Origin of the sequence: Massilia atriviolacea, assembly GCF_003953935.1 — a bacterium.
In the GTDB taxonomy this organism is placed as follows: Bacteria; Pseudomonadota; Gammaproteobacteria; order Burkholderiales; family Burkholderiaceae_D; genus Telluria_A; species Telluria_A atriviolacea.
Window position 1 is genome coordinate 258,808 of record NZ_RXLQ01000008.1, and the last position, 24,309, is coordinate 283,116.

The 24,309-nt window shown below is 68.3% G+C and carries 15 protein-coding genes; 8 read left to right on the forward strand and 7 right to left on the reverse strand.

Translation table 11 applies throughout. From position 1 onward, the window contains the following. Positions 1 to 38: 38 nt before the first annotated feature. Together EJB06_RS17030 and EJB06_RS17035 are read right to left on the reverse strand one after the other, a co-directional pair. On the reverse strand, positions 39 to 878 hold the full coding sequence (locus EJB06_RS17030; RefSeq protein WP_126075215.1) for a hypothetical protein: 840 nt from the start codon (positions 876 to 878) through the stop codon (positions 39 to 41). 104 nt (positions 879 to 982) lie between these two features. Next, positions 983 to 1,195: a hypothetical protein gene (locus EJB06_RS17035; protein ID WP_126075216.1), complete on the reverse strand. Its 213-nt coding sequence runs from the start codon at positions 1,193 to 1,195 to the stop codon at positions 983 to 985. Positions 1,196 to 1,320: 125 nt separating this feature from the next. On the opposite strand from EJB06_RS17035, the gene EJB06_RS31915 reads away from it, so the two are divergent. Then, a complete protein-coding gene (locus EJB06_RS31915) occupies positions 1,321 to 1,473 on the forward strand; it encodes a hypothetical protein (RefSeq protein WP_164557945.1) in 153 nt (50 codons plus the stop codon). 34 nt (positions 1,474 to 1,507) lie between these two features. On the opposite strand, the gene EJB06_RS17040 is transcribed toward EJB06_RS31915, so the two are convergent. Both EJB06_RS17040 and EJB06_RS17045 read right to left on the reverse strand, forming a co-directional pair. Further along, entirely contained in the window at positions 1,508 to 5,260 is a 3,753-nt protein-coding gene (locus EJB06_RS17040) for an AAA family ATPase (RefSeq protein WP_126075217.1), read from the reverse strand. Next, complete coding sequence (locus EJB06_RS17045) at positions 5,257 to 6,531, reverse strand: exonuclease SbcCD subunit D C-terminal domain-containing protein (protein ID WP_126075218.1); 1,275 nt, start codon at positions 6,529 to 6,531, stop codon at positions 5,257 to 5,259. The genes EJB06_RS17040 and EJB06_RS17045 overlap by 4 nt, the downstream gene beginning before the upstream one ends. Before the next feature lie 144 nt (positions 6,532 to 6,675). Here EJB06_RS17045 and EJB06_RS17050 point away from each other — a divergent pair, with 144 nt between their 5' ends. Then, positions 6,676 to 9,387, forward strand: coding sequence for an ankyrin repeat domain-containing protein (locus tag EJB06_RS17050; protein ID WP_126075219.1), 2,712 nt, complete (start codon positions 6,676 to 6,678; stop codon positions 9,385 to 9,387). Between the two features lie 277 nt (positions 9,388 to 9,664). On the opposite strand, the gene EJB06_RS17055 is transcribed toward EJB06_RS17050, so the two are convergent. Continuing rightward, a complete protein-coding gene (locus EJB06_RS17055) occupies positions 9,665 to 12,607 on the reverse strand; it encodes a PAS domain S-box protein (RefSeq protein ID WP_229427131.1) in 2,943 nt (980 codons plus the stop codon). A 463-nt stretch (positions 12,608 to 13,070) separates the two neighbouring features. Between EJB06_RS17055 and EJB06_RS17060 the strand changes: the two genes are divergently transcribed. From EJB06_RS17060 to yiaA, 5 genes are all read left to right on the forward strand, one after another. After that, a complete protein-coding gene (locus EJB06_RS17060; RefSeq protein WP_126075220.1) occupies positions 13,071 to 13,709 on the forward strand; it encodes a hypothetical protein in 639 nt (212 codons plus the stop codon). A gap of 159 nt (positions 13,710 to 13,868) precedes the next feature. Beyond that, on the forward strand, positions 13,869 to 16,421 hold the full coding sequence (locus EJB06_RS17065; protein WP_126075221.1) for a DUF349 domain-containing protein: 2,553 nt from the start codon (positions 13,869 to 13,871) through the stop codon (positions 16,419 to 16,421). After that, the gene (gene moaE, locus EJB06_RS17070; protein ID WP_126075303.1) at positions 16,421 to 16,876 is read left to right on the forward strand and encodes a molybdopterin synthase catalytic subunit MoaE; all 456 of its coding nucleotides are present in this window, start codon (positions 16,421 to 16,423) and stop codon (positions 16,874 to 16,876) included. The genes EJB06_RS17065 and moaE overlap by 1 nt, the downstream gene beginning before the upstream one ends. After that, positions 16,873 to 17,247: a fluoride efflux transporter CrcB gene (crcB, locus tag EJB06_RS17075; RefSeq protein ID WP_126075222.1), complete on the forward strand. Its 375-nt coding sequence runs from the start codon at positions 16,873 to 16,875 to the stop codon at positions 17,245 to 17,247. Before moaE ends, crcB begins: the two co-directional genes overlap by 4 nt. Before the next feature lie 21 nt (positions 17,248 to 17,268). Further along, positions 17,269 to 17,706 (forward strand): inner membrane protein YiaA, encoded by a 438-nt coding sequence (gene yiaA / locus EJB06_RS17080; RefSeq protein ID WP_126075223.1) that lies wholly within the window; start codon positions 17,269 to 17,271, stop codon positions 17,704 to 17,706. Between the two features lie 88 nt (positions 17,707 to 17,794). Here yiaA and pepN read toward each other — a convergent pair whose 3' ends face one another. Next, complete coding sequence (gene pepN, locus EJB06_RS17085; RefSeq protein ID WP_229427132.1) at positions 17,795 to 20,431, reverse strand: aminopeptidase N; 2,637 nt, start codon at positions 20,429 to 20,431, stop codon at positions 17,795 to 17,797. A gap of 135 nt (positions 20,432 to 20,566) precedes the next feature. Here pepN and clpB point away from each other — a divergent pair, with 135 nt between their 5' ends. After that, on the forward strand, positions 20,567 to 23,167 hold the full coding sequence (clpB, locus tag EJB06_RS17090) for an ATP-dependent chaperone ClpB (protein ID WP_126075224.1): 2,601 nt from the start codon (positions 20,567 to 20,569) through the stop codon (positions 23,165 to 23,167). 49 nt (positions 23,168 to 23,216) lie between these two features. Here clpB and EJB06_RS17095 read toward each other — a convergent pair whose 3' ends face one another. After that, positions 23,217 to 24,263, reverse strand: a complete 1,047-nt coding sequence (locus EJB06_RS17095; protein ID WP_126075225.1) for an NF038122 family metalloprotease — start codon at positions 24,261 to 24,263, stop codon at positions 23,217 to 23,219. Positions 24,264 to 24,309: the final 46 nt, after the last annotated feature.

Consider the following 24,309-nt stretch of genomic DNA (forward strand, 5'->3'; position numbering starts at 1 on the left):
GCGTCAATCTACGTATTATACGTGGGCTTGGAGCGCTGTCAGGCGCGCGCCAGCATGCCGGCGCCCGCCGGCGCGCTGCCGTAGGAGCTGGCCAGGGCCTTGCTGCGGTCTTGCGCAGGCGGCTCCGGCTGGTCGGCGCGCGGACGCGGCGCCAGCAGGGCGGCACTGTCGACCAGGCGCAACAGGCGCAGGCTGAGATTGCCGCCGTTTTCCCCGGAGGCGCCGTTGACGTTGGCCTCCAGTTCGCGTCCGAGCAGCTTGAACAGGTCGTCCAGGCTGCCGGGGTACTTGACTGGCGGCAGCGGCTTGCCGGTCAGGACCAGCACGTCGGGCAAGGCAATCCTGTCCGGACGGGCGCCGGCCGGCGCCTCGCCGGTCTCTTGCGTGGCCGCGCCGGCGCTGGCTTCGTACCTGACTTCCAGCTCGAAGTCGAAGCTGCGGCCATCGGCCGTGACCAGCTGGCCGGTGCCGATGAAACTGGCCGACTCCTGCAGCGAAAAGGCGCTGCTGCGCACGCTGCCGGCCTGCGTGTTCGCTGCCGCAAACGCCGACTGCGCCTGCACCGCCACGGCGTCGAACCTGACCGTGGCGCCCTTGGCGGCATCGCCGAACAGCTTGCCGACAAAGGTATCGAGAAAACCTTGCGCCGACTCGACGGTGGAGCTGGCCAGCTCGCCCACCCGGTTCATCATGCTCTGTGGCGACAAGCTGACGTTATCGTTGTACAGCGACACCGGATCGACCACCGGCATGCGCGGGGCGATATTGCCGCTGGCCGGCGTCAGCTGCGCGCCCACCGACCGGCCGCCAGCCTGCACGGCGGCAGGAAGGAGGGCGGAAGCGGGCGCACGGGCGCTCAGGGCGGACAAAAAAGACATGATGGCCAGACAATAAAAATGTTGCGGTACTGACCATAACGGCAGCCATGCCGATTACTTTAGTTATTTTTCTATTATTTTTTTATTGCCTTGAGGCATCTCAATCAATGGTGATGGGACCATTGCCCTTCTGGCGAAGCGAGATAGGATTCAACAGCGTCCTTGCTTCCTGTCGCATGGCGCTTCAGTTCGCCGCAGCCGCACACGCCCTGGTAAGGCTGGATGTGGGAGCAGGCGGACACTTTCTGCAGGAAGACTTTGACAGGTTTCTCGCACTTGACGCATTTGAAGGTCAGCACGCGGGCGGGTTTTGACATGGGAAAGATCCGGACGTAAAAAACGCGCATTTTATCACCGGGGTGCGCCGACGCAGTCAACTGCTGGCCTGGCGCAGCGTTAATGGAGCAGGCCCTCGGGCGCCGTCATTGAGACAGGAAGCAACATGAACAGCGACAAGCAACCAAGCAAGGAAAGCGTGCGCCAGTGGCTGCGCGCGCAGATCGCCCAGCGCCGGCCGCCGCCCGACGCGCAGGAGATCCGGCGCGAGCTCGGATGGGAACTGGCCAAAGTGCGCCCGGCCAAGGCCAAGCGCTAGTTCCTCCCGTTTTTTACACCGTCCTTGGCACCGCTTATTGCACTGTCACGGTGCTGGTGCCGCCGCCGCCCGGCTGCACCAGGATGCGCGTGGCGATGCGCTCGGTCATTTCCTGCACGTGCGAGATCACGCCGACCTTGCGCCCCATCGATTGCAGGCCGTCGAGCGCATCCATCGCCACGCGCAGGGTCTCGCTATCGAGGCTGCCGAAACCCTCGTCGATGAACAGCGACTCGACCCGCACCCGGTTCGACGAGAGCGAGGCCAGTCCCAGCGCCAGCGCCAGCGACACTAAAAACGATTCGCCGCCGGAGAGCGAATTGACCGAGCGCACCTCGCCGCCCATGTCCTGGTCGCGCACCATCAGCCCGAGCGACGGGCCGGCCGGGTTGAGCACGCGTTCCAGGCGATAGCGCCTGGCCAGGTGATGCAGGTGGCTGTTGGCATACCCGAGCAGTACATCGAGGGTGAACTGCTGCGCGTAGTTGCGGAACTTCTTGCCGTCGGCCGAGCCGATCAACTCGTTCATCCTGCCCCAGCGCCGCTCGTTCGACTGCTGTTCCTCGATCTGCGCCATGACCGACTGCGCCTGCACGCGCCGCACGTCGTCCTGCGCGATCTGCAGGCGCAGCGCGGCCGCGGCGTCGGCCGCCGCCGCGCGTTCGCCGAGCAGCTGGGCCAAGCTGTGCTCCAGCAGCGTCTCGGTGGCGGCCGGATCGTCGCCATCGCGCCGGTTCTGCTCGTGCAGTTCGCGCTGGGCGCGGCGCTCGGCCAGCACCGCTTGCGCGTTGGCGCTGCGCGCGTCGATTGCCTGCAAGGCTGCGCGCTCCGCGGCGATGACGCCGGCGTCGAGCGCCAGCAGTTCGGCCAGGCGCGCGCCATCGGCCACGTTGTCGAGCGCCGGATGGCGTTCGGCGTAGCTGGCCAGCCATTGTTCCAGCCGCTGGCTCACCTGCTGCCTGCCGGTCTGCGAGGCCGTCAGCCGGGTGCCGGTGTGCAGCAGCGCCGCGCGCGCGCCGGTTTCGGCCTGCGCGGCTTGCTGGGCGGCGTTTTGCTGCCGCGTCAGGGTCGCGCGCGCCGCCTCGACGGCGCCGGCAAGCCGCGCTTCGATCTCGCGCACCGGCCGGCCGTCCCACAGCGCGGCGCGCTGCGCCCGCATGGCCTGGACCTCGGCATCGATGCGCGCGAAGTCGGCGCTGGCGGCGGCGTCGCCCTGGTGCGCGCGTTCCAGCTCGGCGGCGGCGGCCACGTGGGCCGCTTCCAGCGTGGCGATCGCAGCGGCGCGGCTGGCATGCAGCGCCGATTGGCTGCGCCACTGGCGCGCCTCGGCGGCGCGCGCGTCGCGAAAGGCCGCCGCATCGTGGCGCCACGCGCTTTGCCAGTCGCCGGGAAAGGCGGCATCGAGTTCTTCCAGCAGCTGCGCCAGGGCGCTTGCCGCGCGGGTGCGCTTGTCGGCCAGCGCCGCATGCTGCGCCATGGCCTGGGCCTGGGCGGTGCGCGCGTCGATGGCGGCATCCTGCAAGCGCGCATGGGCGCTGTTGGCGCTGTCGCAGGCGCGCTGGGCGGCGTCGCGCGCGCTGGCGGCCGCGCGCATGTCGCGTTCGCGCTCGTCGAGCTGCCGCGAACGCGCCTTGAGCGCGGCCGCTTCGCTGGCGAACCAGGCGCCGCGTCCCGCTTCTTCCGGCGCGCTGCCGGCCAGCCGATGCTGGTCCCACGCCGCGTGCGCCTGCGCCAGGGTGGCGTCGAGCAGTTCGCGCTCGCGCGCGCCGGCGTCGAGCTGGGCTTCGGCCGCTGCGGCGACCGCGCGTTCGGTGGCCTGGGCCGACAGGTTCTCCTGCAGCGCGGCGCGGCAGGCTGCCACTTCGGCGCGCAGGCTCTCCAGCATGGCGCGCAGGCCCGCATCCTGGTGCTGGTAGGGGTGCTCGGCGCTGCCGCACACGGGGCAGGGTTGGCCGTCGTCGAGGTTGGCGCGCAGGTCGACGATGCTGTCGGCGCAGGCCAGTTCGGCGATCTTGAGCGAGCGTTCGGCCTGGACCAGCGCCGCATCGTGCGCGCCGGCGGCGGCCGCGCGTTCGGCCAGCGCGCTGTCGGCGGCCTCGATCGCGCTGCGCGAACGGGCCGCGCTGGCGGCGTTGTGCCGCTGGCGTTCGCGGGTCGAGCTCAGGCCGGCCCAGATTTTCTCGGCCTCGACCAGGCTGTCGCGGTGCCTGTCGAGCGCCGAGCGCTCGGCGCGCAGCTGGTCGGGGTCGAAGGTGTCGAGCGCCGTAATAGCTTGCTGGCGCGTGGTTTCCAGCGCCTGCAGCTGCAGCGTCGATGCGGCCAGCGCTTCGGCGGCGCGGGCTTCGCTGCCGGTGGCGGCCAGCATGGCTTGCTGCGCCGCGTCCAGCGCGGCGGCGCTGGCGCTGTCTTGCGCCGCCGCCTGCGCGGCCTGGGCGAATAGCGTATCCCAGCGCGGCCACTCGGCGGCCAGCGCTTCCCAACCGGCCTGGCGCAGCAGCCAGTCGGCCCCTTGCCGGTGTTCGCTGCGCAGCGCGGCCAGGTCGCTGGCTTTGCCTTGCAATGCGGCGCCGGCCAGGGCGGCCTCGCGCGCCGCCTGCTCGCGCAGCTGCGCCGCCTTGGCGTGCGATGGCGCCAGTGCCGCGATGCTGGCGTCAAAAGCCTTGGCCTGGTCCAGTTGCGGCGCGGCGGCGCGCAGGGCCTGCTCGGTCTCCTGCATGGCGGCGCTGGCGGCGGCCAGGGCGCCGCTGGCGCTGTGCTGCAGGTCGAGGGCGCGTTGCAGATCGTCGCCGGCGCTTGCCAGCGCTTGTTCGAGCGCCGCGATGTCGGCCTCGAGCCGGGCCTGTTCGGCCAGCAGCGCGCGCGCCGGTTGCAGCGCATCGAGCGTGGCGAGGTGGCGCCGGCGGGCGTCGGCTGCCTGGGCCTCGGCGCGCGCGCTGGAGAGGGCTTCTTCGGCCAGCAGTTCATTGTTCCTGAGGCGGGCGCGCTCCTGGTGCCAGCGCAGCTGGTGCTCGAGCAGCGCCTTGCGCTGGTCCAGCGCCGCCAGCGCGATGTCGGCGGCGCCGCTGCGTTCGTCGATCTCGGCGCGCACCTCGGCGGCCAGCGGGGCCTGGTCGGACAGGCGCGCGCTCAGGCGCTCGAGTTCCTTCTGTTCGAGCCTGAAACGCTCGAAGGCGCGCCTCGAGATGGCGGTGTAGATGGCGCTGCCGGTGAGCGTCTCCAGCAGTTCGCCGCGGTCGTTGTCTTCCGTTTTCAGGAAGGCCGAAAACTCGTTCTGCGCCAGCAGCACGGCGCGCGTGAACTGGTCGAACGAGAGTCCGATGCACTTGACGATTTCGTCGAGCACCTCGGTCTTGGTCCCGCCCAGCGGGATCAGGTCCGGCAAGCGGTGCAGGCTCATGGCGGACGGCTGCAGGGCGCCGGCCGACTTGCCGCGCGAGCGGCGCACGCTCCAGCGCGCGCGGTAGCGCAACTGGTCGTTGCCGATAAAATCGACTTCGGCATGGGCTTCGCCCGCGCCGCGCCGCAGCAGGGTGCGCGGATCGTAGGGCGAGACCGTGTCCGCGCCGACGTCGGGGAGCAGGCTGCTGTTGCGCACGATCTTGAGCAGCCGTGGCGTGGCGTTGTACAAGGCCAGGCACAGGGCGTCGAGCAGGGTGCTCTTGCCGGCGCCGGTCGGGCCGCTGATGGCGAACAGGCCGGCCGCCGCGAGCGGCTCCTGCTCGAAGTCGACGCAAAATTCGCCGGCCAGCGAGGCCAGGTTCCTGCCGCTGATCCTGAGGATCTTCATACGCCGTCCCCATGTGCGCCGGGCAGCATCAGCTCCGCGAAAGCGCTCAACTGGTCGGGCGGGGCCTCGTCGCCGAAGCGCTGGCGGTACAGGCGGCGGAAAATATCGTCCGGCTGGATCTGCGCCAGCTGCTCCAGCGAGAGCGCCGTGCCTGCCTCGCCCGCGTCATTGTGCCTGCGGGTCGGTTCGATTTTCGCCAGGCGCACCGGCTTGCCGGCGATGGCCGCCTCCACCCGGCCGCGCAGGCCAGGCTCCGGCGCGTCCAGCAGGACCCGCACTTCGAGGAAGGGCTGGGCCGGCAGCGGCAAGTCTTCCAGCTCGAGCGCGGCGAGGGCGGCCAGTGCTTCTTCCAGCGGCGCCGGTTGCGGCGGCACGCGCAGCAGGTCGACCGCGCGCGGCACCAGGAGCGCCTCGACCTCGGCGGCGCCGCCGGCCAGGTCGATGCGCAGGATCTGGTGGCGGTAGGCGACTTCGGAAAACGACAGCGGCAGCGGGCTGCCGCTGTAGCGCACCTGTTGCTTCTGGCCGACGCGCTGCGCCAGGTGCAGGTGGCCCAGCGCGGCGTAGGCGATGGCCGGGTCGAAGATCGCCGCCGGCAGCGCTTCGGTGCCGCCGATGACGATGCGGCGCTCGGAGTCGAGCGAGGCCTGGCCGTCGACCATGTGGCAGTGGCCCATGGCGACCACCACCTGGCCGTTCCGGCAGCGCGCCTGCGCCAGTTCGAATACCTGCCGGTAGAGCAGGGCGATGCCGTTCAGGTAAGGGTCGGGCGGCGGCGGCGCCTGCGCTCCGTCGGCCAGCGGGGCGGACGCGGGCAGGCGCGGCACGTCGCCCGGACGCAGGAAGGGGATCGCGATGCACCACGCGGCCACCGCGCCGCTGGCGTCGTGCAGCGGCACGATCAGGCGTTCGAGGTCGATCTCGCCGTCGCGCCGGCGCGCAACGTGGCCGACCACGGTGGTGCCGTAGGCGTCGAGCAGCGGCGCCGGCGCTTCCAGGCGGCCCGGCGAATCGTGGTTGCCGGCGATGATGACGATGTCGAGCTGCGGCGCACGGCCGCGGGCCTGCTGCAAGAAGCGGTACAGCTGCTTTTGCGAGGCGGCGGACGGATTCGCGGTGTCGAACACATCGCCGGCCACCAGCAGGGCGTCGGGGCGCTCCAGCACGATGGTGTCGAGCAGCCAGTCGAGGAAACACTGGTGCTCGTAGGTACGGTCGTGATTGTGGAGAGTCTGGCCGAGATGCCAGTCGGAGGTGTGCAGCAGGCGCATAGGGTTCTTGAAGCGGAGGACAGGCGCTCAATATAGCGCATGTTGGCGGTCTGGCCCGGCGCGCCGTGTTTTGCTATCGACGTGGAAAGTTCATTTGTCCTTTGGCATAATTGAAAACTTTTCCACGAATTCATCAGGCGCCGCATGCAAACCTCTCTCTTTCTGCGTCAACAACTCAACAAGGCCATTGCGGCCGGCGACCTGGCGGCCGTCGCGCTGGCCGTGGAGGAGTGCAAGGGGGCCGGCGCCAGCCGCTTTGCCGAGGTATTCGCCCCGGAGGACCTCGACGATGGGTCGGCGCTGCCCTTGTTCGAGGCGGTTCGCTGCGGGCAGGACGACATCGTCGCTTTCCTGCTGGCGCAGGGATGCGACCTGGAGCAGCGCGACAAGGCGGGCGCCACGCCGCTGTTCCAGGCCTGCGCCGCCAGGCAGATGGCGGTGGCCGGACAGCTGATACAGGCGGGCGCGGATATCCGCGCGACCAGCGCGCTCGGCACCCGCGTGCTCGACATGGTGCTGGCCGGCGGCACGGCGGAGCAGGTCGCTTGGTTCGAGCGGCAGGGCGTGGCGCTGGCCTCGGTCGACGACAGAGGCAACACGGCCCTGCATTATGCCTGCCGGTCCGGCAATGTCGCGCTGGCGATGCGGGTCCACGCGCACTGCGGCATCGGATTCGACTGCGCCGCCCTCGACGGGCGCCGGCCGCTCGACTGGTGCGCCAGCTACGCCTTGTTTGCCGCGATCGTCGCGCGCTATCCGGGCATCGCGCCCGACATCCGTTTCGGCAACGGCAGCTGTTCGCTGCATGCGTTCGCAAAGCGCGGCAGCCGCGAGATCGTGTGCCATCTGCTCGATGGCGGCAGCGATGCAAGACAAGTCGATGGGTACGGCAACAGTGTCATGCATGCGGCCGTCGCCTCGCACCAGGCGCAGCTGGTGCAGGAACTGTTGCGCAGGAAGCTGCCGGTGGAGGGCCGCAACACCTATAACTACCGGCCCCTGCATTGGGCCGCCATGCAGGGCGACCTGGACATCGTCAAGCTGCTGGTGGAGCAGGGCGGCGCCAAGGTCAACGTCAAAGGCAACCACAATTTCATCATCCGCGAAACCAAGACGCCGCTCTACATGGCGATCGAAGAAGGCCACGCCGACGTGGCGCGCTACCTGGTGCAGCGGGGCGCCGACCTCGATGCCCTGAACGACCAGTCGAACCGGACCGCCGTGCACGCCGCCGCCGGGCGGGGCGACGCGGCGCTGCTGCGCTTCCTGCTCGAACGCGGCGCATCGCCGAACGGGGTCAACCGCGATCCCGCGCGCACCAGCGCCGACTTTTTTACCTTTCCGCTGGCGAACGCCGCGAATGCCGAGGTGGTCGATGTGCTGATCGCATCCGGCGCCGACTTGCACGCCGAAAATTCTCATTGGATGAGGCCGCACGGCGCCTTGCGTTCCCTGGTCGGGCTGGTCGATAAGCAGGACCTGGAAACGGCATGGGGGCGCGGGCGGCTGCTGGCGATCGAGGCGCTGCTGCGCCATGGCGCCAGCCTGACCGACGGCGCCGGCCAGGTGATCGATGACGCCAAATGCGTCGAGGTCACGCGCCTGCTGCGCGCGGCCGAGCAGCGCCGGCTGGCCCCGGCGGCCGGATCGGCGCAAGCCGAGGCCGGCCGCGAGCGTCGCGCCTTCGTCATGGACATGGCCAATCTGATGAGCGGCGGCCGCCATGAAGAGCGCATGCGGGAGCGGGAAACGGAATTGCGCCGCACGGGCCTGGGTATCGCCCTGTTCCAGCAAGCCCTCCATTGCAGCAAGGTCGACAAGCTCGAGATGGTGATCGACTTATTGCACGAGGCCGATACCGAAGCCGTCAACTACGCCAGCGCGGACAGCTACCATGACGAGGCGACCACCCTGCATCGCGTCCTCAGCAGCTTCGGCTACTACCAGCCGGAGCGGGGCGATGCGCCGATCGCGATGCTGCGCCAGTGCGTCAAGCTGCTGCTCGAGAAGGGCGCCAATCCGGATGCGCTCGAGTCGCTGTACGACGAGACCCCGTTCCACAAGGCGGCCAAGGTGGCCTGCGGCGCGTATGGACGCGGATGCCCTGACGACGATGCCGCCGTGCTGGCCATGCTGGAGGACTTCAGCGCCGCCGGCGCCAATCCGAACATCCCCAACGAAGATGGCGCCCATGCGATCGACCTGCTCCAGCATCCGGAGCTGGTGGCGTGGATGCGCGCGCGCCAGGGCCGCCATGGCGACTATCCGGACGCCTTGTTCCGTGCGGCCGGTGCGTACGACGCCGACCGGCTCGCCGCCCTGATCGGCGGCGCCGGCAACCGCTTCGGCGTGAATGCGCATGGCTGCGACCTGCTTGCGTACTGGGCGATGGATACCACGCGCGAGGTCGACTGGCCGAAGGCCTTGCGCGTGCTGGCGATTTTGGAGGAACACGGTTTCGTCGCCAACGCGCGCAGGGACGATGGCGGTACGGCGCTGAGCCTGGCTTGCCAGAAGGGATCGCTCCTGGCGGCGGAATGGCTGCTGTCGCATTACGCATGGGACTTGAATGCGCAGGACGATGGCGGCCGCGTGCCGCTGGGTTTGCTGGTGGCGGCGGATTATCCGACGGTGCTGGACGGCCACATGACGCCCAAGGCGTTCCGGGCCAGGCGCGATGCGCTCGCCGTCGCCATGGTCAGGCAGGGCGCGCGCCTGGACCTGGCCGATGACGATGGCCGAACGCCGCTGAGCCTGTGCACGACGGCAGGCTTGCGGCAGGCGCTGGAACGGGCGGCGCGCGCTGCCGCGAAGGCGGCGCAGAAAAGCCAGCGGGGCAGGGCTGCCGGCGCGTAGCAGATGCTTGCGCGTTTGCCGGGCGCTTCACTGCGCAGGTGGAGGAACGACGTGACTGACTTGCACAACGGCGCGTGTCGCCAGTGCGTGGGAAATGCCGACATGTGGGCCGGAGACATCCTTCTTGTCGCGTGTGATGATGGGCCGCCCGGTCCCGTTGGCAGTAGCCTCAATGATCGCGCCATTCGTCTGGATTACCTTCGGTCCCGTGCGTCGCAAAAAGGCGGGTGCGAGGTTTCTGCGAGCGGGTGCTTGGCCGGGAGCCTAGCGCCGACCGTCACGCCGCCGCGCGCCAGGTATTGCGCCCGGCCTGCTTGGCCTGGTACAGCTGCATGTCGGCCTGTTGCAGCAGCGCGTCCGGATCCGCCGCGCCGCCGCTGAAGTATGCCAGTCCGATGCTGGCCGAGACCGACACCGTCACCGTCCCCAGCTCGAACGGCGCCTGCATCGCGCCGACGATCTTGGCCGCGATGGCCGCCGCGTCTTCCGGGCGCGCCAGCTTTTCCATGATGATGGTGAATTCGTCGCCGCCCATGCGCGCCACGGTGTCGCTGGCGCGCAGGGTCTGCGTCAGGCGCGCCGAAAACGCCTTGAGCAGGGCGTCGCCCACATGGTGGCCGTGGGTGTCGTTGACCGGCTTGAAATGGTCGATGTCCATGTACATCAGCGCCATCAGCTGGCCCTCGTCGGCGCTCTCGCGCATGGCCATCCCGAGCTTGTGCAGGAAGCCGGCGCGGTTGGCCAGCCCGGTCAGGGCGTCGACCTGGGCCAGCTTGAGCAGGCGCTTCTTCTCGCGCTTCTGCGAGGTGATGTCCTGGCGCATGACGTGGAAGCCGACCACGGTGACGCCATCCTCGCCCAGCTGCGGAATGTAGGTCACTTCCAGCGCGCGCTCGCCGCCGTCGCCCTCGTCGTGCTCCTCGAAGACCAGGGTCTCGCCCTTGAGCGCGCGCAGGATGTACGGTTCGAGCGTGGCGAAGCGCTTTTCGCCGACGGTCTGGCGCACCGTCATGCCGGACATGCACGCGCCGCCGCCGCCGAACTCGCGGTCGTAGGCCCGGTTGTGGAAGCGGTAGACCTGGTTGGCGTCGATGTAGGCCACCATCGCCGGCAGGGTGTCGGCGATGGTGCGCAGGCGCGCCTCGCTTTCGCGCAGCGCCATCTCGGCTTCGAGCAGGGTGGTGATGTCGTCGATGGTGCCGACGAAGCCTTCGATGCGTTCGCCGATGCGCACCGCCGCCACCTTGATCGAGGCCCATACCAGCCTGCCGTCCGGATGCAGGCAGCGCACCACTTTCTTGAACGGCTCGGCATTGCGGCGCTGGTGCTGGAAGATGCCGTCCAGGCTGTCGCGGTCCTGCGGATGGAGCGCATCCTTCCAGCCGCGGCCCAGGGCCTGCTCGCGCGCCAGTCCGGTGATGGTTTCGAACATGCGGTTGACGTAGGTGCACGCGCCGCGCAGGTCGGCGCGGATCAGGCCGAGCGGCGAGGCGTTGGTGATCGCGGTCAGCTGCGCTTCGCTGTTGCGCAGGTTCTGGTCCTGTTCGTGGCGCCGGGTCACGTCTTCGGCGATGCACAGGATGTACTCGATCACGCCGTCGTTGTCGAACAGCGGCACCGACACCGTGTGCAGGTAGCGCAGTTCGCCGTCGGGCCGGCGCAGCGGCTTTTCGGGCAGGTCGACCGCCGCCGGGCTGGCCATCATGGCGCGGTCTTCTTCGGGACTGCACAAGGCGAAATCGGGCGCGAAGGCGCTGCAGTCGGTCTTGCCGATCACCTCGTCGGCGGCGTAGCCGGTGGCCGCTTCGGCCGCCTTGTTCCAGACCACCATGGTGCCGAAACTGGCCGGGCGCACGCTCTTGACGTAAATGAGCAGCGGCAGGTGCTCGATCAGCGATTGCAAAAAGCCGCGGTTGCCGCTGATTTCGAGTTCGGCCAGCTTGCGCGCGCTGATGTCGCGCCAGCTCACCGCCACGCCGTCGGGCAGCGGCACGATCTGGTGGCGGATCCAGGCCACGCGCTCGCCCGGGGTACGCAGTTCGACTTCTTCTTCCAGCGGACGCGACTCGCTTAGCACCTGCGCGTAGCGCGCCAGGAACGGCGGCTCGACCCCGCCCGGCAGCAGCGGCAGGATGCCTTGTCCGATCAGGTCGGCGCGCGCGTGCCCGAACAGGGCCGCGCCCTTGTCGTTGATGTCGGTGATGCTGAAGTCGAGCAGCTCGCCGTGGGCGTTGCGGCGGGCCTTGAGGAACATGACCCCATCGAGGCTGCCCTCGGCCGCCGCGCGCGAGGTGGCCTGGGCGTCGCGCGCGGCGCGCATGCTGGCGCGCAGGCGCGCGCTCTGGCGCATCAGCAGCGCCGTGACCAGGACGATGGCCAGGGTCGCGCCCAGCGCCATCGACAGGTAGCGGATGCGGTGGCGCTCGAATTTCGCCATCGCGGAGCGCTCGGTGATGCCGACCACCGCCACCAGGGCGTAGCGGTCCATGTCGCTGAAACTGTAGATGCGCTCGATGCGGTCCGGCGGCGCGGTCGGCACCAGTTCGTCCGAGCCATGGCTGCGCGCGCGAAAGCCCAGCTTCTCGCCGACGAACAGGCGTTCGCCCACGCGGCCGATGGTCAAGCGGGCGTCGTGCGCCCACAGGAACAGGGCCGCTTCGTCGTCGACGTGGACGCGGTCGTAGTCGTCGACGAAGTACAGCGGGTCGATCATGATCACGATGGCGCCTGCGAAGCGTCCCGCGCCGGCGTTGAGGCGGCGCGCGATCTGGATCATCCACTTGCCGCTGCGCGCTTCGATCAGCGGGGTGGTGAACTGGGGCGTGTCGCCGCTGCCGCGCGCCAGCGCCTGGAACCAGGGTGCGCCGGCGGCGCCGGCGGCCGCGAAGCCGTTGGCGCTGTCGACCACCTGGCCGTCGCGGTCGAGCAGGGCCATCGGCAGGTTGAGCTTGGCAGGCAGCACGCTGTCGAGCAAGCCGTTGCGCTGGCTGAATTCGGGCAGGCGCAGGGCGCCGTCGGTTTCCTCGAACTTGAGTTTGAACAACTGGGTCGCATGGTCGCTCTGGCGCAGGATGTGGCTGACGTGCTCCGACAGCACGCGCGCCAGCGCCTGACTGCCGACGACCGCGTCGTGATGGGCGGCGGCGCGCTCGACCCCCATCTGGTGGAACAGGGTGATCCACATGGACGCCACCAGCGCCAGCGCGAAGCAGGGGAGCAACAGAACCCGGAACAGGCGCCTGGCTGAGCGGCGAAGTGCGCTGGCGGAAGGAATAGGCATCCCCATGATGGTTGAGTGGCATCGGACGACAGGGCGCAGCCGCACGTGGTTGAAATGTGGCCGCACGCTGACTTACATTCTGCGCGCAATTTCCGGCGCTGTGCTCCACACGCTTGAAAAAATCTTGGGTGCAAGAACAAAGCGTGGCATTTCGTTAAAACATTCCGGTAGTCACGTTGCGATGTGCCGACAAGACAATCCGCTGATGACGCGCGCCTTGCGCTAGATCAAACGGGTGGTGTCGGAGTTCTTTACACTGGTTTCTCCGGGCTGAGGCAAGAGTTCATAAATAGCAACTCCAGGGGCTTCCTCCAAGCCTGCCTGACCACACGAATCGAGCCAGGTTTCCCGGCGTTTCCAGCGACCGGGTCTTGCGTATGCGGGCAACTTCTGAGGAGAACGAATGTTAACGGCGACATATACCCTGGTTGCGCTGTCTGTCGAGCAAGTGAATATCCGCAAGCAAGTGCAGGCATTGCAAAAGTTGCTTCATTCGGCCTTCGCGCACCAGAATGCGCTGGCCGCCGGGCAAGTCGGCGCCGCATGCGAGATGGTCAAACGCCTGTACGACAATTGCCACTGGCGCAAGGTGGATATGTTCCTGGTGCCCGCCATCCGCAAGGTCAGTGCGGCCGCCGACCGGCTGCTGCTCGACCTCGAGGAGCTGGGCCGGGTCGCCACCGACGCGGTGGGCGTGCTGGTGGTGCGCTTCGGCGTCGCGGCGCTCGACACCTACGCCGTCGTGGCCCAGTTCTGCGCCGCGCTGGAAGCCTTTTGCAGCGCCACGCTCAAGCGCCTGGAGCGCGAGGAGCAGGAATTGTTCCCGGTGGCGCGGGCGGTGATTTCCGGCGAGGCGTGGTTTTCTATTGCCAATCAAATGCTGCTGCATGATGCTTACGAACAAGACCGCAAGCCGGCGCGCCAGCCTGTCGCGCCGGCCAGGCGGGCGCGCGACGCCGCCCCGGCGCGGGCCGACGAGTCCGGGGCACGCCAGCCGGCCAGCCAGTGGGCGAGCCAGTTCGCGACCCCGCTCGCCCACTGAGGGCGGGCTGACGACAGCGGCGGGCGGGCCGCCTGCGGCCGCGCGTGCAACGCGCGCGGCCTCGCCACCGGCGGTATCGGGCATTAATACTCGATCCGATCGCGTGCTTTCCGCGCCATTCTTGCTATCATGGTGGTTTTGAATGGTTGATATCACGTCATGTTCGAATTCCTTTTCAAGCGACCGGCCGACAAGTCCGACACCCCTGCCGGGAAGTCCGCGCAGGCGAGCCCGCATCCGGCGCCGCAGCCCTCGCAGACCAGCGTGCTGCGTGCCCAGCAGGCCGAAAAGGTAGCCGCGCTGGCCGGCGACGAAGCGGCCGCCGTCGAGTTCATCCTGCAATCCGATTTTTCCGAGCTGCGCCTGGCCGCCGCCGAGCACGTCCATACGGCCGCCCAGCTCGAAAAAGTCCACGCCGCCATGCGCAACACGGACCGCCGCGTCGCCAAGCTGATGCAGTCGCGCCTGGACGCCTTGCGCCATCACCAGGCCGAACTGGCGCGCGGCCAGGCCTGCATCGAGCAAGCCCAGGTGTTGCTCGCCGACGAAAAACTCTCGCCCAACCAGGTGGCCGACCTGGACCGCCGCTGGTCGGTGATCGCCGCGCCCGAGCTGGCCGGGCAGTTCGACGCCATCCGCGCGCAGCTGGCCCAGCGCCTGGAAGCGCAGGTGACCCTGCAGCGCGCCATGATCGACAGCCTGGGCGCCTTGCGCGCGCTGGAAACGAGCGGCCTGCGCGCCGCCGAACTGGCCGAGCGGCTGGAGCGGATGGCCGAGACCCAGGCCGCCGCCCTGGCCGCGCCGGAACACGTCTCGCTGCCGCGCAGCCTGACCAACGAATTCGCCTCCGAGCACGCGCGCCTGACGGCCTCGCTCGGCGCGCTGGAGCAGGGCCAGTCGGCCGTGATCGCGCGCGAGACGGCGCTGGCCGAATGGCGCGCCACCCCGCCCGGCAATGTCAACCAGGAGCAGCTCAAAAAAGCCTGGCAGCAATTGCCGCCGGCCCCGCCCGCGCAAGCGGCCGACCTGCAGCAGCGCTTCGAGGTGCTGCTCGCTTCGTTCCCGGCGCCGGCCCCGGTGCCGGGCAAGCCGGCCAGGGAGCCGCGCAAGAACACGCCGGCGCAGGCGCCCGACCAGCACTTCATCGACGCGCTCGACGCCATGGAAGCGGCCCTGCAGCAAGGCTCGCTGGGCAGCGCGGCCGAGATGGACAAGATCCTCAAGGACAGCAAGGGCACGCGCCCCACGCCCGCCATGTCGGAGCGCCTGGCGCACGCGCGCGCCGAACTCAAACGCCTGTCGGACTGGGCGCGCTGGGGCGGCAATGTCTCGCGCGAGGAACTGATCAAGGCGGTCGAGCAGCTCACCACGCAAAAACTGGCGATGAGCGAACTGGCCAAGAAGGTCGGCAGCATGCGCGAACGCTGGAAGGCGCTCGACACCTTGTCCGGCGCCGCGCCGAAGAGCCTGTGGGAGCGCTTTGACGCCGCCTGCAGCGCCGCCTACGCGCCGGCGGCCGCCCACTTCAAGCACCTGGCCGACGAGCGCCACACCAACGCGGCCAAGGCGCAAGCCCTGATCGCCGAAGCGGCGCAGGAAACCGCCAAGCTGGCCGGCGGCGAGAGCGTCGACTGGAAGCACATGGCCGCCACCGTGCAGCGCATGCGCCTGGCCTGGAGCCACCTGGGCGCGATCGACCGCAAGGAAAAGAAGCGTCTCGACCACGAATTCACCGACGCGCTCAACACCTTGCAGGCGCCGCTGGAACAGCAGCGCAAGAACGAAGTGGCCGAACGCGAAGCGATGATCGCCCAGGTGGCCGCGCTCGACGCCCACGACCGCCACGCGCTCGACACCCTGCGCGCGCTGCAGGAACGCTGGCAGGAACATGCCAGGGCCGTGCCGCTCGAACGCAAGTCCGAGCAGGCCCTGTGGCAGAAATTCCGCGCCGCCTGCGACGCCGTCTTCGCGCGCCGCAAGGAGAGCGCCCACGCGGCCGACGCCGAACGGCGCAGCCACCAGGAAGCCAAGGACGCGATCAGCGCGCGCCTCGAACAGGCCGCGGCCGAGCCTGACGCCGCCGCCCATGCCGGCAGGCTGCTGCGCGAAGCGGCCGCCGAATGGCACGCCATCGGCGCCGTCCCGCGCGCCAACGAAGCCAAGGTCGAGAAGCGCTATCACGCCGCCATCGCCGCGCTGCAGCACCATCTGGACGCCGCCAGGCGCGACGCCAGCCGGGCCCAGGCCAGCGCGCTGCGCGACAAGCTGCGCCTGTGCCAGGAACTCGACGCCGCCGTCGCCGCCGGCGCCGAACAGGCCGAGGGCAGCGACTGGGCCGCCCGCTGGAGCGCCTTGCCGGCACTCGACGCCAGCTACGAACGCACGCTCAGGGCCCGTTTCGATGCGGCGCTGGCGGCGCGCGGCGAAGGCCGTGCCGCGTATGCCGCGCTGCTCGAAAAGAACCGCGAGCCGCTGCTGCACGAGATCCTGCGCCTCGAAATCGCGGCCGGCATCGACAGCGGCAGCGAGTTCGCGCGCGAGCGCCTGAAACTCCAGGTCGAGACCCTGCAGTCCTCGCTCAAGTCCGGGCAAAAGCCGGGCAACCAGGCGGCCCAGTTCCTGCAGCTGTGCGCCACCCCGGCGCTGGTCGACGACCGCACCGCGTCGCGCATCGAACACCTGTTCACGCGCATTGCCAGGGACGGCAAATGATGGCCGTGCGGGTGCAGACCGCCGACTTCGACCTCAGTACCGAGATCGCCGCCCTGCGCGCGCAGGATGCGCGCATCGGCGCGGTGGTCAGCTTCGCCGGCACGGTGCGCGACATGAACGACGGCGCCAGCGTGGCCGCCATGGAGCTCGAACACTATCCGGGCATGACCGAACAGGCGCTGGAAAAGATCGTGGCGCAGGCGGCCGAGCGCTGGCCGCTGTACGGCGCGCTGGTGGTGCACCGGGTCGGTCCGCTGGCGCCGCTCGACCAGATCGTGCTGGTGGCCTGCACCGCCGCGCACCGGGGCGAGGCGTTTGCGGCCTGCGAATTCATCATCGATTACCTCAAGACGGACGCCCCGTTCTGGAAGAAGGAGCAAACGCCGGACGGCGCGCGCTGGGTCGACGCCCGCGTCAGCGACGACGCCGCGCTGGCCAAGTGGGCCGACAGGTGAATGCGCTCGCCGTCGGCGTGGGAGCCGCGCTCGGTGCGTGGCTGCGCTGGGGAGTGGGCGTGTGGATGGGCGCCTGGCACCCGAAGCTGCAACTCGGCACCCTGGCCGTGAACCTGGCCGGCGGCTACCTGATCGGCGTGGCATTGGCCTTTTTTGCGGCGCACCCGCAACTGCCGCCCGAATGGCGCCTGTTCGCGGTGACCGGATTCCTGGGCGGGCTGACCACGTTTTCCACCTTTTCGGGCGAAGCGATGGCGCTGCTCGAACGCGGCGACTATGGCTGGGCGCTGGCGCATGCGGGGCTGCACCTGGCCGGATCGATTATCTGCTGTATCGCCGGCCATGCCAGCTGGCGCGCTTTATCCACGTGACGTCAAACCAAGGAGAATTCAATGTCCAAGCAACTGCCGCAACGCCCTACCGGCGCCTTTATCGGCGCATCCTGGGCCGCCCTGTTCGTCGGCGCCGGTACCTTTCTCGTCGGGCTGTGGAACTCGACGATGCAGCTCAATGAGCGCGGCTACTACTTCACCTTGCTGATGTACGGACTGTTCGCCGCCGTGTCGCTGCAAAAATCGGTGCGCGACCGCCTCGAAGGCGTCAAGGTGACGGGGATTTACTTCGCGCTGTGCTGGGTCTCGGTGCTGCTGTCGGTGCTGCTGCTGACGGTCGGCCTGTGGAACGCCACCCTGGCGCCGAGCGAAAAGGGCTTCTATGCGATGTCCTTCGTGCTGAGCCTGTTCGCGGCGGTGGCCGTGCAAAAGAACGTGCGCGACGTCGCGCTGTCGCAGGAGGCGGGCGGCACCTACTTCGACGCGGGCAAGGAATAAGCCGTGCCGGCCGGGCCGCCATGGCCCGGCCGTCCTTGCCATCCTGGCCGCCATGGCCCGGCCGTCCTTGCCGTCCTGGCCGTCCGCCTCACTCCTGCGGGAACGTCATCGCCTTCCTCACCGCCAGGCAGCGCCGCTCGTTTTCATGCTCGTCGCGCAGCGCGCGCATGGTCCCTTCCGATAATCCCCTGAACTGCCGGCCCGCTTGCGCCAGGCGCGCCACGCTGGCCGGCGTGCAGTCTTTCGGTATCAGCGTCGCGGCCCAGGCGCGCATGTAGACCGGGCCGGCGGCCTTGTCCAGGGCCGGCAGGCGGCGCAGGCGCTCGGCCGCCGTCAGTTCGCTCAGGGCGCGCTGCCGGGCCGGATACAGGTTTTCCATCGCCGTGCGTACGCGCGAGAACGGCAGGGTGGTGTTCAGGTCCATGACCGTCGCCAGCCACTGGCGCTTGACGGCGGCGTCGGGCCGGAGCACGGTGGCGCGCAGCGCGGCCGCCTGGCCCGTATCGGAATTGTCGCGCGCCTGTTCCGCCGCGACCAGCGCCGCGCTGCCGGCGTAACCGGCGCGGCTCAGCGCCTCGACGATCTTCCAGCGCAGGTCCTGGTCCAGCGGCACGCCTTCGAGCACGGTGCCGCCGTCCAGGATCGATACCAGCCGGTCTTGCGCCTGCGCGGTGGTGGCGGCGTTCAGGTAAGCATCCATCCAGCGGTGCGTGAAGTTGGCGTTGCCCCTGCTCGCTTCCACCCCGCGCCAGGTCATCGCTTCCAGTGCGGCGATGGTCTTGTGCGCGTAGCGCGGCGGCGCGTGCATCACGTCGAGGTAGTACTTGGCGCCCGCCACCTTGCCCAGCACGTCGCCGAGCAGCTTGTAGTTCTGCTCCGCCGGGGCGTTGGCCAGCGCGGTCTGGATGAAGCGTTCCAGCGGCAGTTCGCCATCGCGCACGCCGTCCCACAGGCTTTGCCACATCATCGCGCGCAGCAGCGGCTCCTCGATGGCGCCCAGGTGGGCGCTGGCGGTGGCGAACGAGCGCTTGTCCAGCTTGACCTTGACGTAGCCCCAGTCCTGGTAGTTCGGATACACCAGGTCGGGACAGGCCGTCCCCACCAGCGCCGGCACGCTGGTCGAGGCGCCGCTGTAGGTAACCGCCACGGTCTTGCCCGGAGCGAGCTTGCCGCCATCGAGCACGAAGGTGGCGACCTGCACCCGCTGTTCGCGCAGGGCCGGCAGCGCGGCCGGGGCGCTCTGGCGCAAGGCGAAGCTGGCGACCTTGCCGGCGCTGCAGCGGTATTCGGCCGCCAGCGTGTTCACGCCGGCCTTGTACAGCCATTGCCGCGTCCACGGCCCGAGGTCGCGCCCGGCCGCCTCGCCCAGGCTGCCGATGAAGTCGTCGAGCCTGGCGTTCTTGTACTGGTACTTGACCAGGTAGTTGTGCACGCCCTTGCGAAATACCTCGTCGCCCAGCAGGTGGCGCAGCTGCTTGAGGGTGGACGCGCCTTTCGAGTAGGTGATCGCATCGATGTTGTCGAAGGCGTTGGCGCTCGACGCCACCGGCACTTCGATCGGGTGCGTGGCCGGGCTCTGGTCCTGCACGTAGGCTTCCTGCTTGCCTTCGCTGTAGAAGGTCTGCCAGGCGCCGCTGAATTCGGTCGCTTCGGCCGTGGCCATGGTCGCCATGAAGGAAGCGAAGCTCTCGTTGAGCCACAGGCCGTTCCACCATTTCATGGTCACCAGGTCGCCGAACCACTGGTGCGCCATCTCGTGCATGATCACTTCGGCCAGGCTTTCGCGCTGGGCGTCGGTCATGGCCGCCTTGTACAGAAAGCCGTCCTCGGCGAAGGTGACCGCCGCCGCGTTTTCCATCGCGCCGTACAGGAAGTCGGGTACCAGCAGCTGGTCGTATTTCTCGAACTGGTAGGGGATGCCGAAGTAATCGTCGAACCAGGCCAGGCCCTGCCGGGTGTAGCTGAACCAGTCGGCCGGCGCGACCTGCGCCGCCACCGACTGGCGCGCGAACAGGCGCATCGGATACGGGCCGCTGTTGTCTTCCCAGACCTTGTACGGGCCCGCGTGCATCGAGAAATTGTAGGAGGAGAGCTGCTTTGTGGGGGGGAAGGTCCAGCGCCGCGTGGCGCCGCGCTCCTCGACCGCGCTTTCGCGCCGGGTGGAGACCACCAGCCAGTCGGCCGGCGCGGTCACCGTCAGCTGGTAGCTCGCTTTCAGGTCGGGCTGGTCGAACAGGGCGAACATCTGCTGCGCCGCCGCCGGCTCGAAGTGCGAGTAGGTGTAGACCTTGCCGTCGACCGGGTCGAGCATGCGGTGCAGGCCTTCGCCGTTGGTGCTGTGGGCGCGCCGGTAAGCCACGGTGATGCTGTTGCGGCCCACCTTGAGGTCGCGCGCGGCGATGGTGATGTAGGCCTTGTTGTACCGGGGCGCGACCGTCACGCCGTTAACAGTGAGGCTGGCGATGCTCGCCTTGTCCAGGTCCACCGTGAGGGGGGCGCGGGTGTCGGCCAGGTCGAACTGCAGGGTGCTGGTGCCGTCGAAGCTCTCTTTGCCGGTCAGCGTGAAGTCGAGCGCATAGGCCACGTTGGCGATGCGCTTCGCGCGCGCGGCCGCCTCGGCCTGGGTGAGGGCGTCGGCGCGCACGGGCGCGGGCGCCGGGGCGGCGGCGCAGGCGGCGCCGGCCAGCAGCAGGGCGCCCAGGGCGCTCAGTCGAGAAATAGACAAGGCGGCAATCCAATAAAAGTTTCAAAGACGCAAGAATATCATGGGCGATGCCGGGGCCGGGATGGCGTCTTGAAAAAGCCGGGCACGGCCCAATCTTTTACACAAGTTAATCACACTTTTATGTGGAGCCCGACCATGCGCCAAGACAAAATGACAACCAAACTGCAGGAAGCGCTGTCCGATGCGCAAAGCCTTGCGGTGGGCAATGACAATCAGTATATCGAACCGGTCCACCTGCTATCGGCCCTGTTGAACCAGGACGATGGGGCCGCGCGCTCGCTCTTGCAGCGCGCCGGCGTGAATGTGGGCGGCCTGACCACGGCCCTGCGCAGCTCCCTGGAGCGCCTGCCGAAGGTGTCCGGCAACGGCGGCCAGGTGCAGGCGGGACGCGAGTTCGTCGGCGTGCTCAACCTGGCCGACAAGGAAGCGCAAAAGCGCGGCGACCAGTTCCTGTCCAGCGAGATGGTGCTGCTGGCGCTGACCGAAGACAAGTCCGACGCTGGCGCCCTGGCGCGCGAAAACGGCCTGACCCGCAAAGCGCTGGAAACGGCGATCCAGGCCGTGCGCGGCGGCGAAGGCGTGAAGTCGGCCGACGCCGAAGGCCAGCGCGAGTCGCTTAAAAAATACACGCTCGACCTGACCGAGCGCGCGCGCATGGGCAAGCTCGATCCGGTGATCGGGCGCGACGACGAAATCCGGCGCGCGATCCAGGTGCTGCAGCGGCGCACCAAGAACAATCCTGTGCTGATCGGCGAGCCGGGCGTGGGCAAGACCGCCATCGTCGAAGGGCTGGCGCAGCGCATCGTCAACGGCGAGGTGCCCGATTCGCTCAAGGGCAAGCGCGTGCTCTCGCTCGACATGGCGGCCCTGCTGGCCGGCGCCAAGTTCCGCGGCGAGTTCGAGGAACGCCTGAAGGCCGTGCTGAAGGAGCTGGCGCAGGACGAAGGCCAGACCATCGTCTTCATCGACGAGATGCACACCATGGTCGGCGCCGGCAAGGCGGAAGGGGCCATGGATGCCGGCAATATGCTCAAGCCGGCGCTGGCGCGCGGCGAACTGCATTGCGTCGGCGCGACCACGCTCGACGAATACCGCAAGTACATCGAGAAGGATGCCGCCCTGGAGCGCCGCTTCCAGAAGATCCTGGTGGACGAGCCGACGGTGGAGGCGACGATTGCCATCCTGCGCGGCCTGCAGGACAAGTACGAGCTGCACCACAAGGTGGAAATCACCGACGCCGCCATCATCGCGGCGGCCGAACTGTCGCACCGCTACATCACCGACCGCTTCCTGCCGGACAAGGCGATCGACCTGATCGACGAAGCGGCCTCGAAGATCAAGATCGAGATCGATTCCAAGCCGGAGGTGATGGACAAGCTGCAACGCCGCATCATCCAGCTGAAAATCGAACGCGAAGCGGTCAAGAAGGAGAAGGACGAGGCTTCGCGCAAGCGCCTCGACCTGATCGACGACGAGATCGCGCGCCTGGAGCGCGAGTACAACGACTTCGAAGAGATCCTCAAGTCCGAAAAGGCGACGGTGCAGGGCACTACCCACATCAAGGAAGAAATCGAGCGCGTGCGCTTGCAGATGGAAGAAGCGACCCGCAACAGCAACTGGCAGAAGGTGTCGGAACTCCAGTACGGCAAGCTGCCCGAGCTCGAAGCGCAGCTCAAGCACGCCGAAGCCGATACTGGCAAGGCCGTCGACAACGCCAAGCCGAAACTGCTGCGCACCCAGGTCGGCGCGGAAGAAATCGCCGAAGTGGTGTCGCGCGCCACCGGCATTCCGGTCTCGCGCATGATGCAGGGCGAGCGCGACAAGCTGCTGCACATCGAAGAGAAGCTGCACGAGCGCGTGGTGGGGCAGGACGAGGCGATCGTCGCCGTGGCCGATGCGATCCGGCGTTCGCGCGCGGGCCTGTCGGACCCGAACCGTCCGTACGGCTCCTTCATGTTCCTCGGACCGACGGGCGTGGGCAAGACCGAGTTGTGCAAGGCGCTGGCCGGCTTCCTGTTCGATACCGAGGAATCGATGATCCGCATCGACATGAGCGAATTCATGGAGAAGCATTCGGTGGCCCGCCTGATCGGCGCGCCGCCCGGCTACGTGGGCTATGACGAGGGCGGTTACCTGACCGAGGCGGTGCGGCGCAAGCCGTACAGCGTGATCCTGCTCGACGAAGTCGAAAAGGCGCACAGCGATGTCTTCAACGTGCTGCTGCAGGTGCTCGACGACGGCCGCATGACGGACGGCCAGGGCCGCACGGTGGACTTCAAGAACACGGTGATCGTGATGACCTCGAACCTGGGATCGCAGAAGATCCAGTCGATGGACAGCGACGATCCGGGCGTGGTCAAGCTGGCGGTGATGGCGGAGGTGCGCTCGCACTTCCGGCCGGAGTTCATCAACCGGATCGACGAGATCGTGGTGTTCCATGCGCTCGACGAGAAGAACATCGGCGCCATCGCCAAGATCCAGCTCAAGCAACTCGAGCAGCGCCTGGCGAAGATGGAGATGACGCTCGATATCTCGGACGAAGCCCTGCAGAAGATCGCGGAGGCGGGCTACGACCCGGTGTATGGCGCGCGGCCGCTCAAGCGCGCCATCCAGCAGCAGATCGAAAATCCGCTGTCGAAGCTGATCCTGTCGGGCCGCTTCGGACCCAAGGACACGATTCCGGTGCGGGTCAGGGGCGGCAACCTGAGCTTCGAGCAGGCAGCGGGCGGCGAGTAAGGCCTGGCGCGGGCGGGCGGCTTGCCGGCCCGCGCCGGGGTGCGGCGGGTCAGCGCTTGCGGCGCGCGCCCGCCAGGCCGGCCAGGCCAAGCAGGAACAGTCCGACCGCGCCCGGCTCGGGAACCACGTTCCAGCCGATCACGTCGAAATACTGCTTGTCCAGCGCCGACAGCGTGAGTTTTTCGCCGAAACCGGCGGTCGGGTCGAGCAGGCCGAGGTTCATGTCGTCCTGCCAGTGGCTGGCCTGCTGGCCGTCGCCGTACACCGAACCGGTGGAGAAGGTCGCCAGCGTGGTCTGGCATTTATCGAGCGAGAAGTACTTGGTGCGCGTGTCGGCCGACCAGTCCAGGTCGGCCGCTTTCTTTGCGCTGTGCGATGAGCAGCGATACAGGTCGCCCGGGGCGATGAAGGTAAACTCGGCGTCGGCATAGTCGCCGTCACGGTTGTAGTCGAGGATGTCGACGCCGCTGATGAAGCCGAGCGCGTGGCCGATTTCGTGCGCGGCCACGCCGATGAAGTCGTAGGCCTTGCCGTCGACGCCATTGTCCGGATCGAAGTCCCAGTCGAACAGGCTGCTGAAATTGATTTCGCCGTCGGAGACGTCGTCCTTGGCGTCGGCCAGGCCGACCGCGCGCGCATTGGCGCGGGTCATGAAGATGCTGCTGTTGTTGGCGTCGCAGTTATCGTCCAGGAAGGGCGTGGCGCTGCCGATGCCCGACGGGTTGGTGCCGGTGCCGTTCATGATGACATTCAGGCAGCTGCTGGTCGACAGGTTCGCCACGGCCTGCTTGTCGTTGCCGCTCCAGGCATCCTTGGCAAGCGCATTGCGGTAATCGTCGTAGCTGAACAGTTCGCGGGTCGAGGCGGTCGAACCGAGCACGCCCGGTTCCAGTTCCATGAAGCCGATGTTCAGGTTGACCTGTACATTATCCTGCAACACATTGGTCCAGCGCGCGGCAGCGGCCTGGAAACCGGCCAGCGCCAGCGGGTCCATGCCGGGCGCCGAGGTGAAATTGATGACGAGGGCCTGGGCCGAGCCGGCGTAAGCGCACAGGAGGACCGGCGCGATCTTCAGTAGACGTTTGAGGTTTTTCATTTCCGCTTTTCAAGGTGTCGCTGATTGCTATCAGACTGTGATTATA

Excerpts from the sequence above, each read along its gene's own strand:
- EJB06_RS17030 (WP_126075215.1), bottom strand. The coding sequence starts at position 878 with ATGTCTTTTTTGTCCGCCCTGAGCGCCCGTGCGCCCGCTTCCGCCCTC.
- EJB06_RS17035 (WP_126075216.1), bottom strand. The coding sequence starts at position 1,195 with ATGTCAAAACCCGCCCGCGTGCTGACCTTCAAATGCGTCAAGTGCGAG.
- EJB06_RS31915 (WP_164557945.1), top strand. The coding sequence starts at position 1,321 with ATGAACAGCGACAAGCAACCAAGCAAGGAAAGCGTGCGCCAGTGGCTG.
- EJB06_RS17040 (WP_126075217.1), bottom strand. The coding sequence starts at position 5,260 with ATGAAGATCCTCAGGATCAGCGGCAGGAACCTGGCCTCGCTGGCCGGC.
- EJB06_RS17045 (WP_126075218.1), bottom strand. The coding sequence starts at position 6,531 with ATGCGCCTGCTGCACACCTCCGACTGGCATCTCGGCCAGACTCTCCAC.
- EJB06_RS17050 (WP_126075219.1), top strand. The coding sequence starts at position 6,676 with ATGCAAACCTCTCTCTTTCTGCGTCAACAACTCAACAAGGCCATTGCG.
- EJB06_RS17060 (WP_126075220.1), top strand. The coding sequence starts at position 13,071 with ATGTTAACGGCGACATATACCCTGGTTGCGCTGTCTGTCGAGCAAGTG.
- EJB06_RS17065 (WP_126075221.1), top strand. The coding sequence starts at position 13,869 with ATGTTCGAATTCCTTTTCAAGCGACCGGCCGACAAGTCCGACACCCCT.
- moaE (WP_126075303.1), top strand. The coding sequence starts at position 16,421 with ATGGCCGTGCGGGTGCAGACCGCCGACTTCGACCTCAGTACCGAGATC.
- yiaA (WP_126075223.1), top strand. The coding sequence starts at position 17,269 with ATGTCCAAGCAACTGCCGCAACGCCCTACCGGCGCCTTTATCGGCGCA.
- clpB (WP_126075224.1), top strand. The coding sequence starts at position 20,567 with ATGCGCCAAGACAAAATGACAACCAAACTGCAGGAAGCGCTGTCCGAT.
- EJB06_RS17095 (WP_126075225.1), bottom strand. The coding sequence starts at position 24,263 with ATGAAAAACCTCAAACGTCTACTGAAGATCGCGCCGGTCCTCCTGTGC.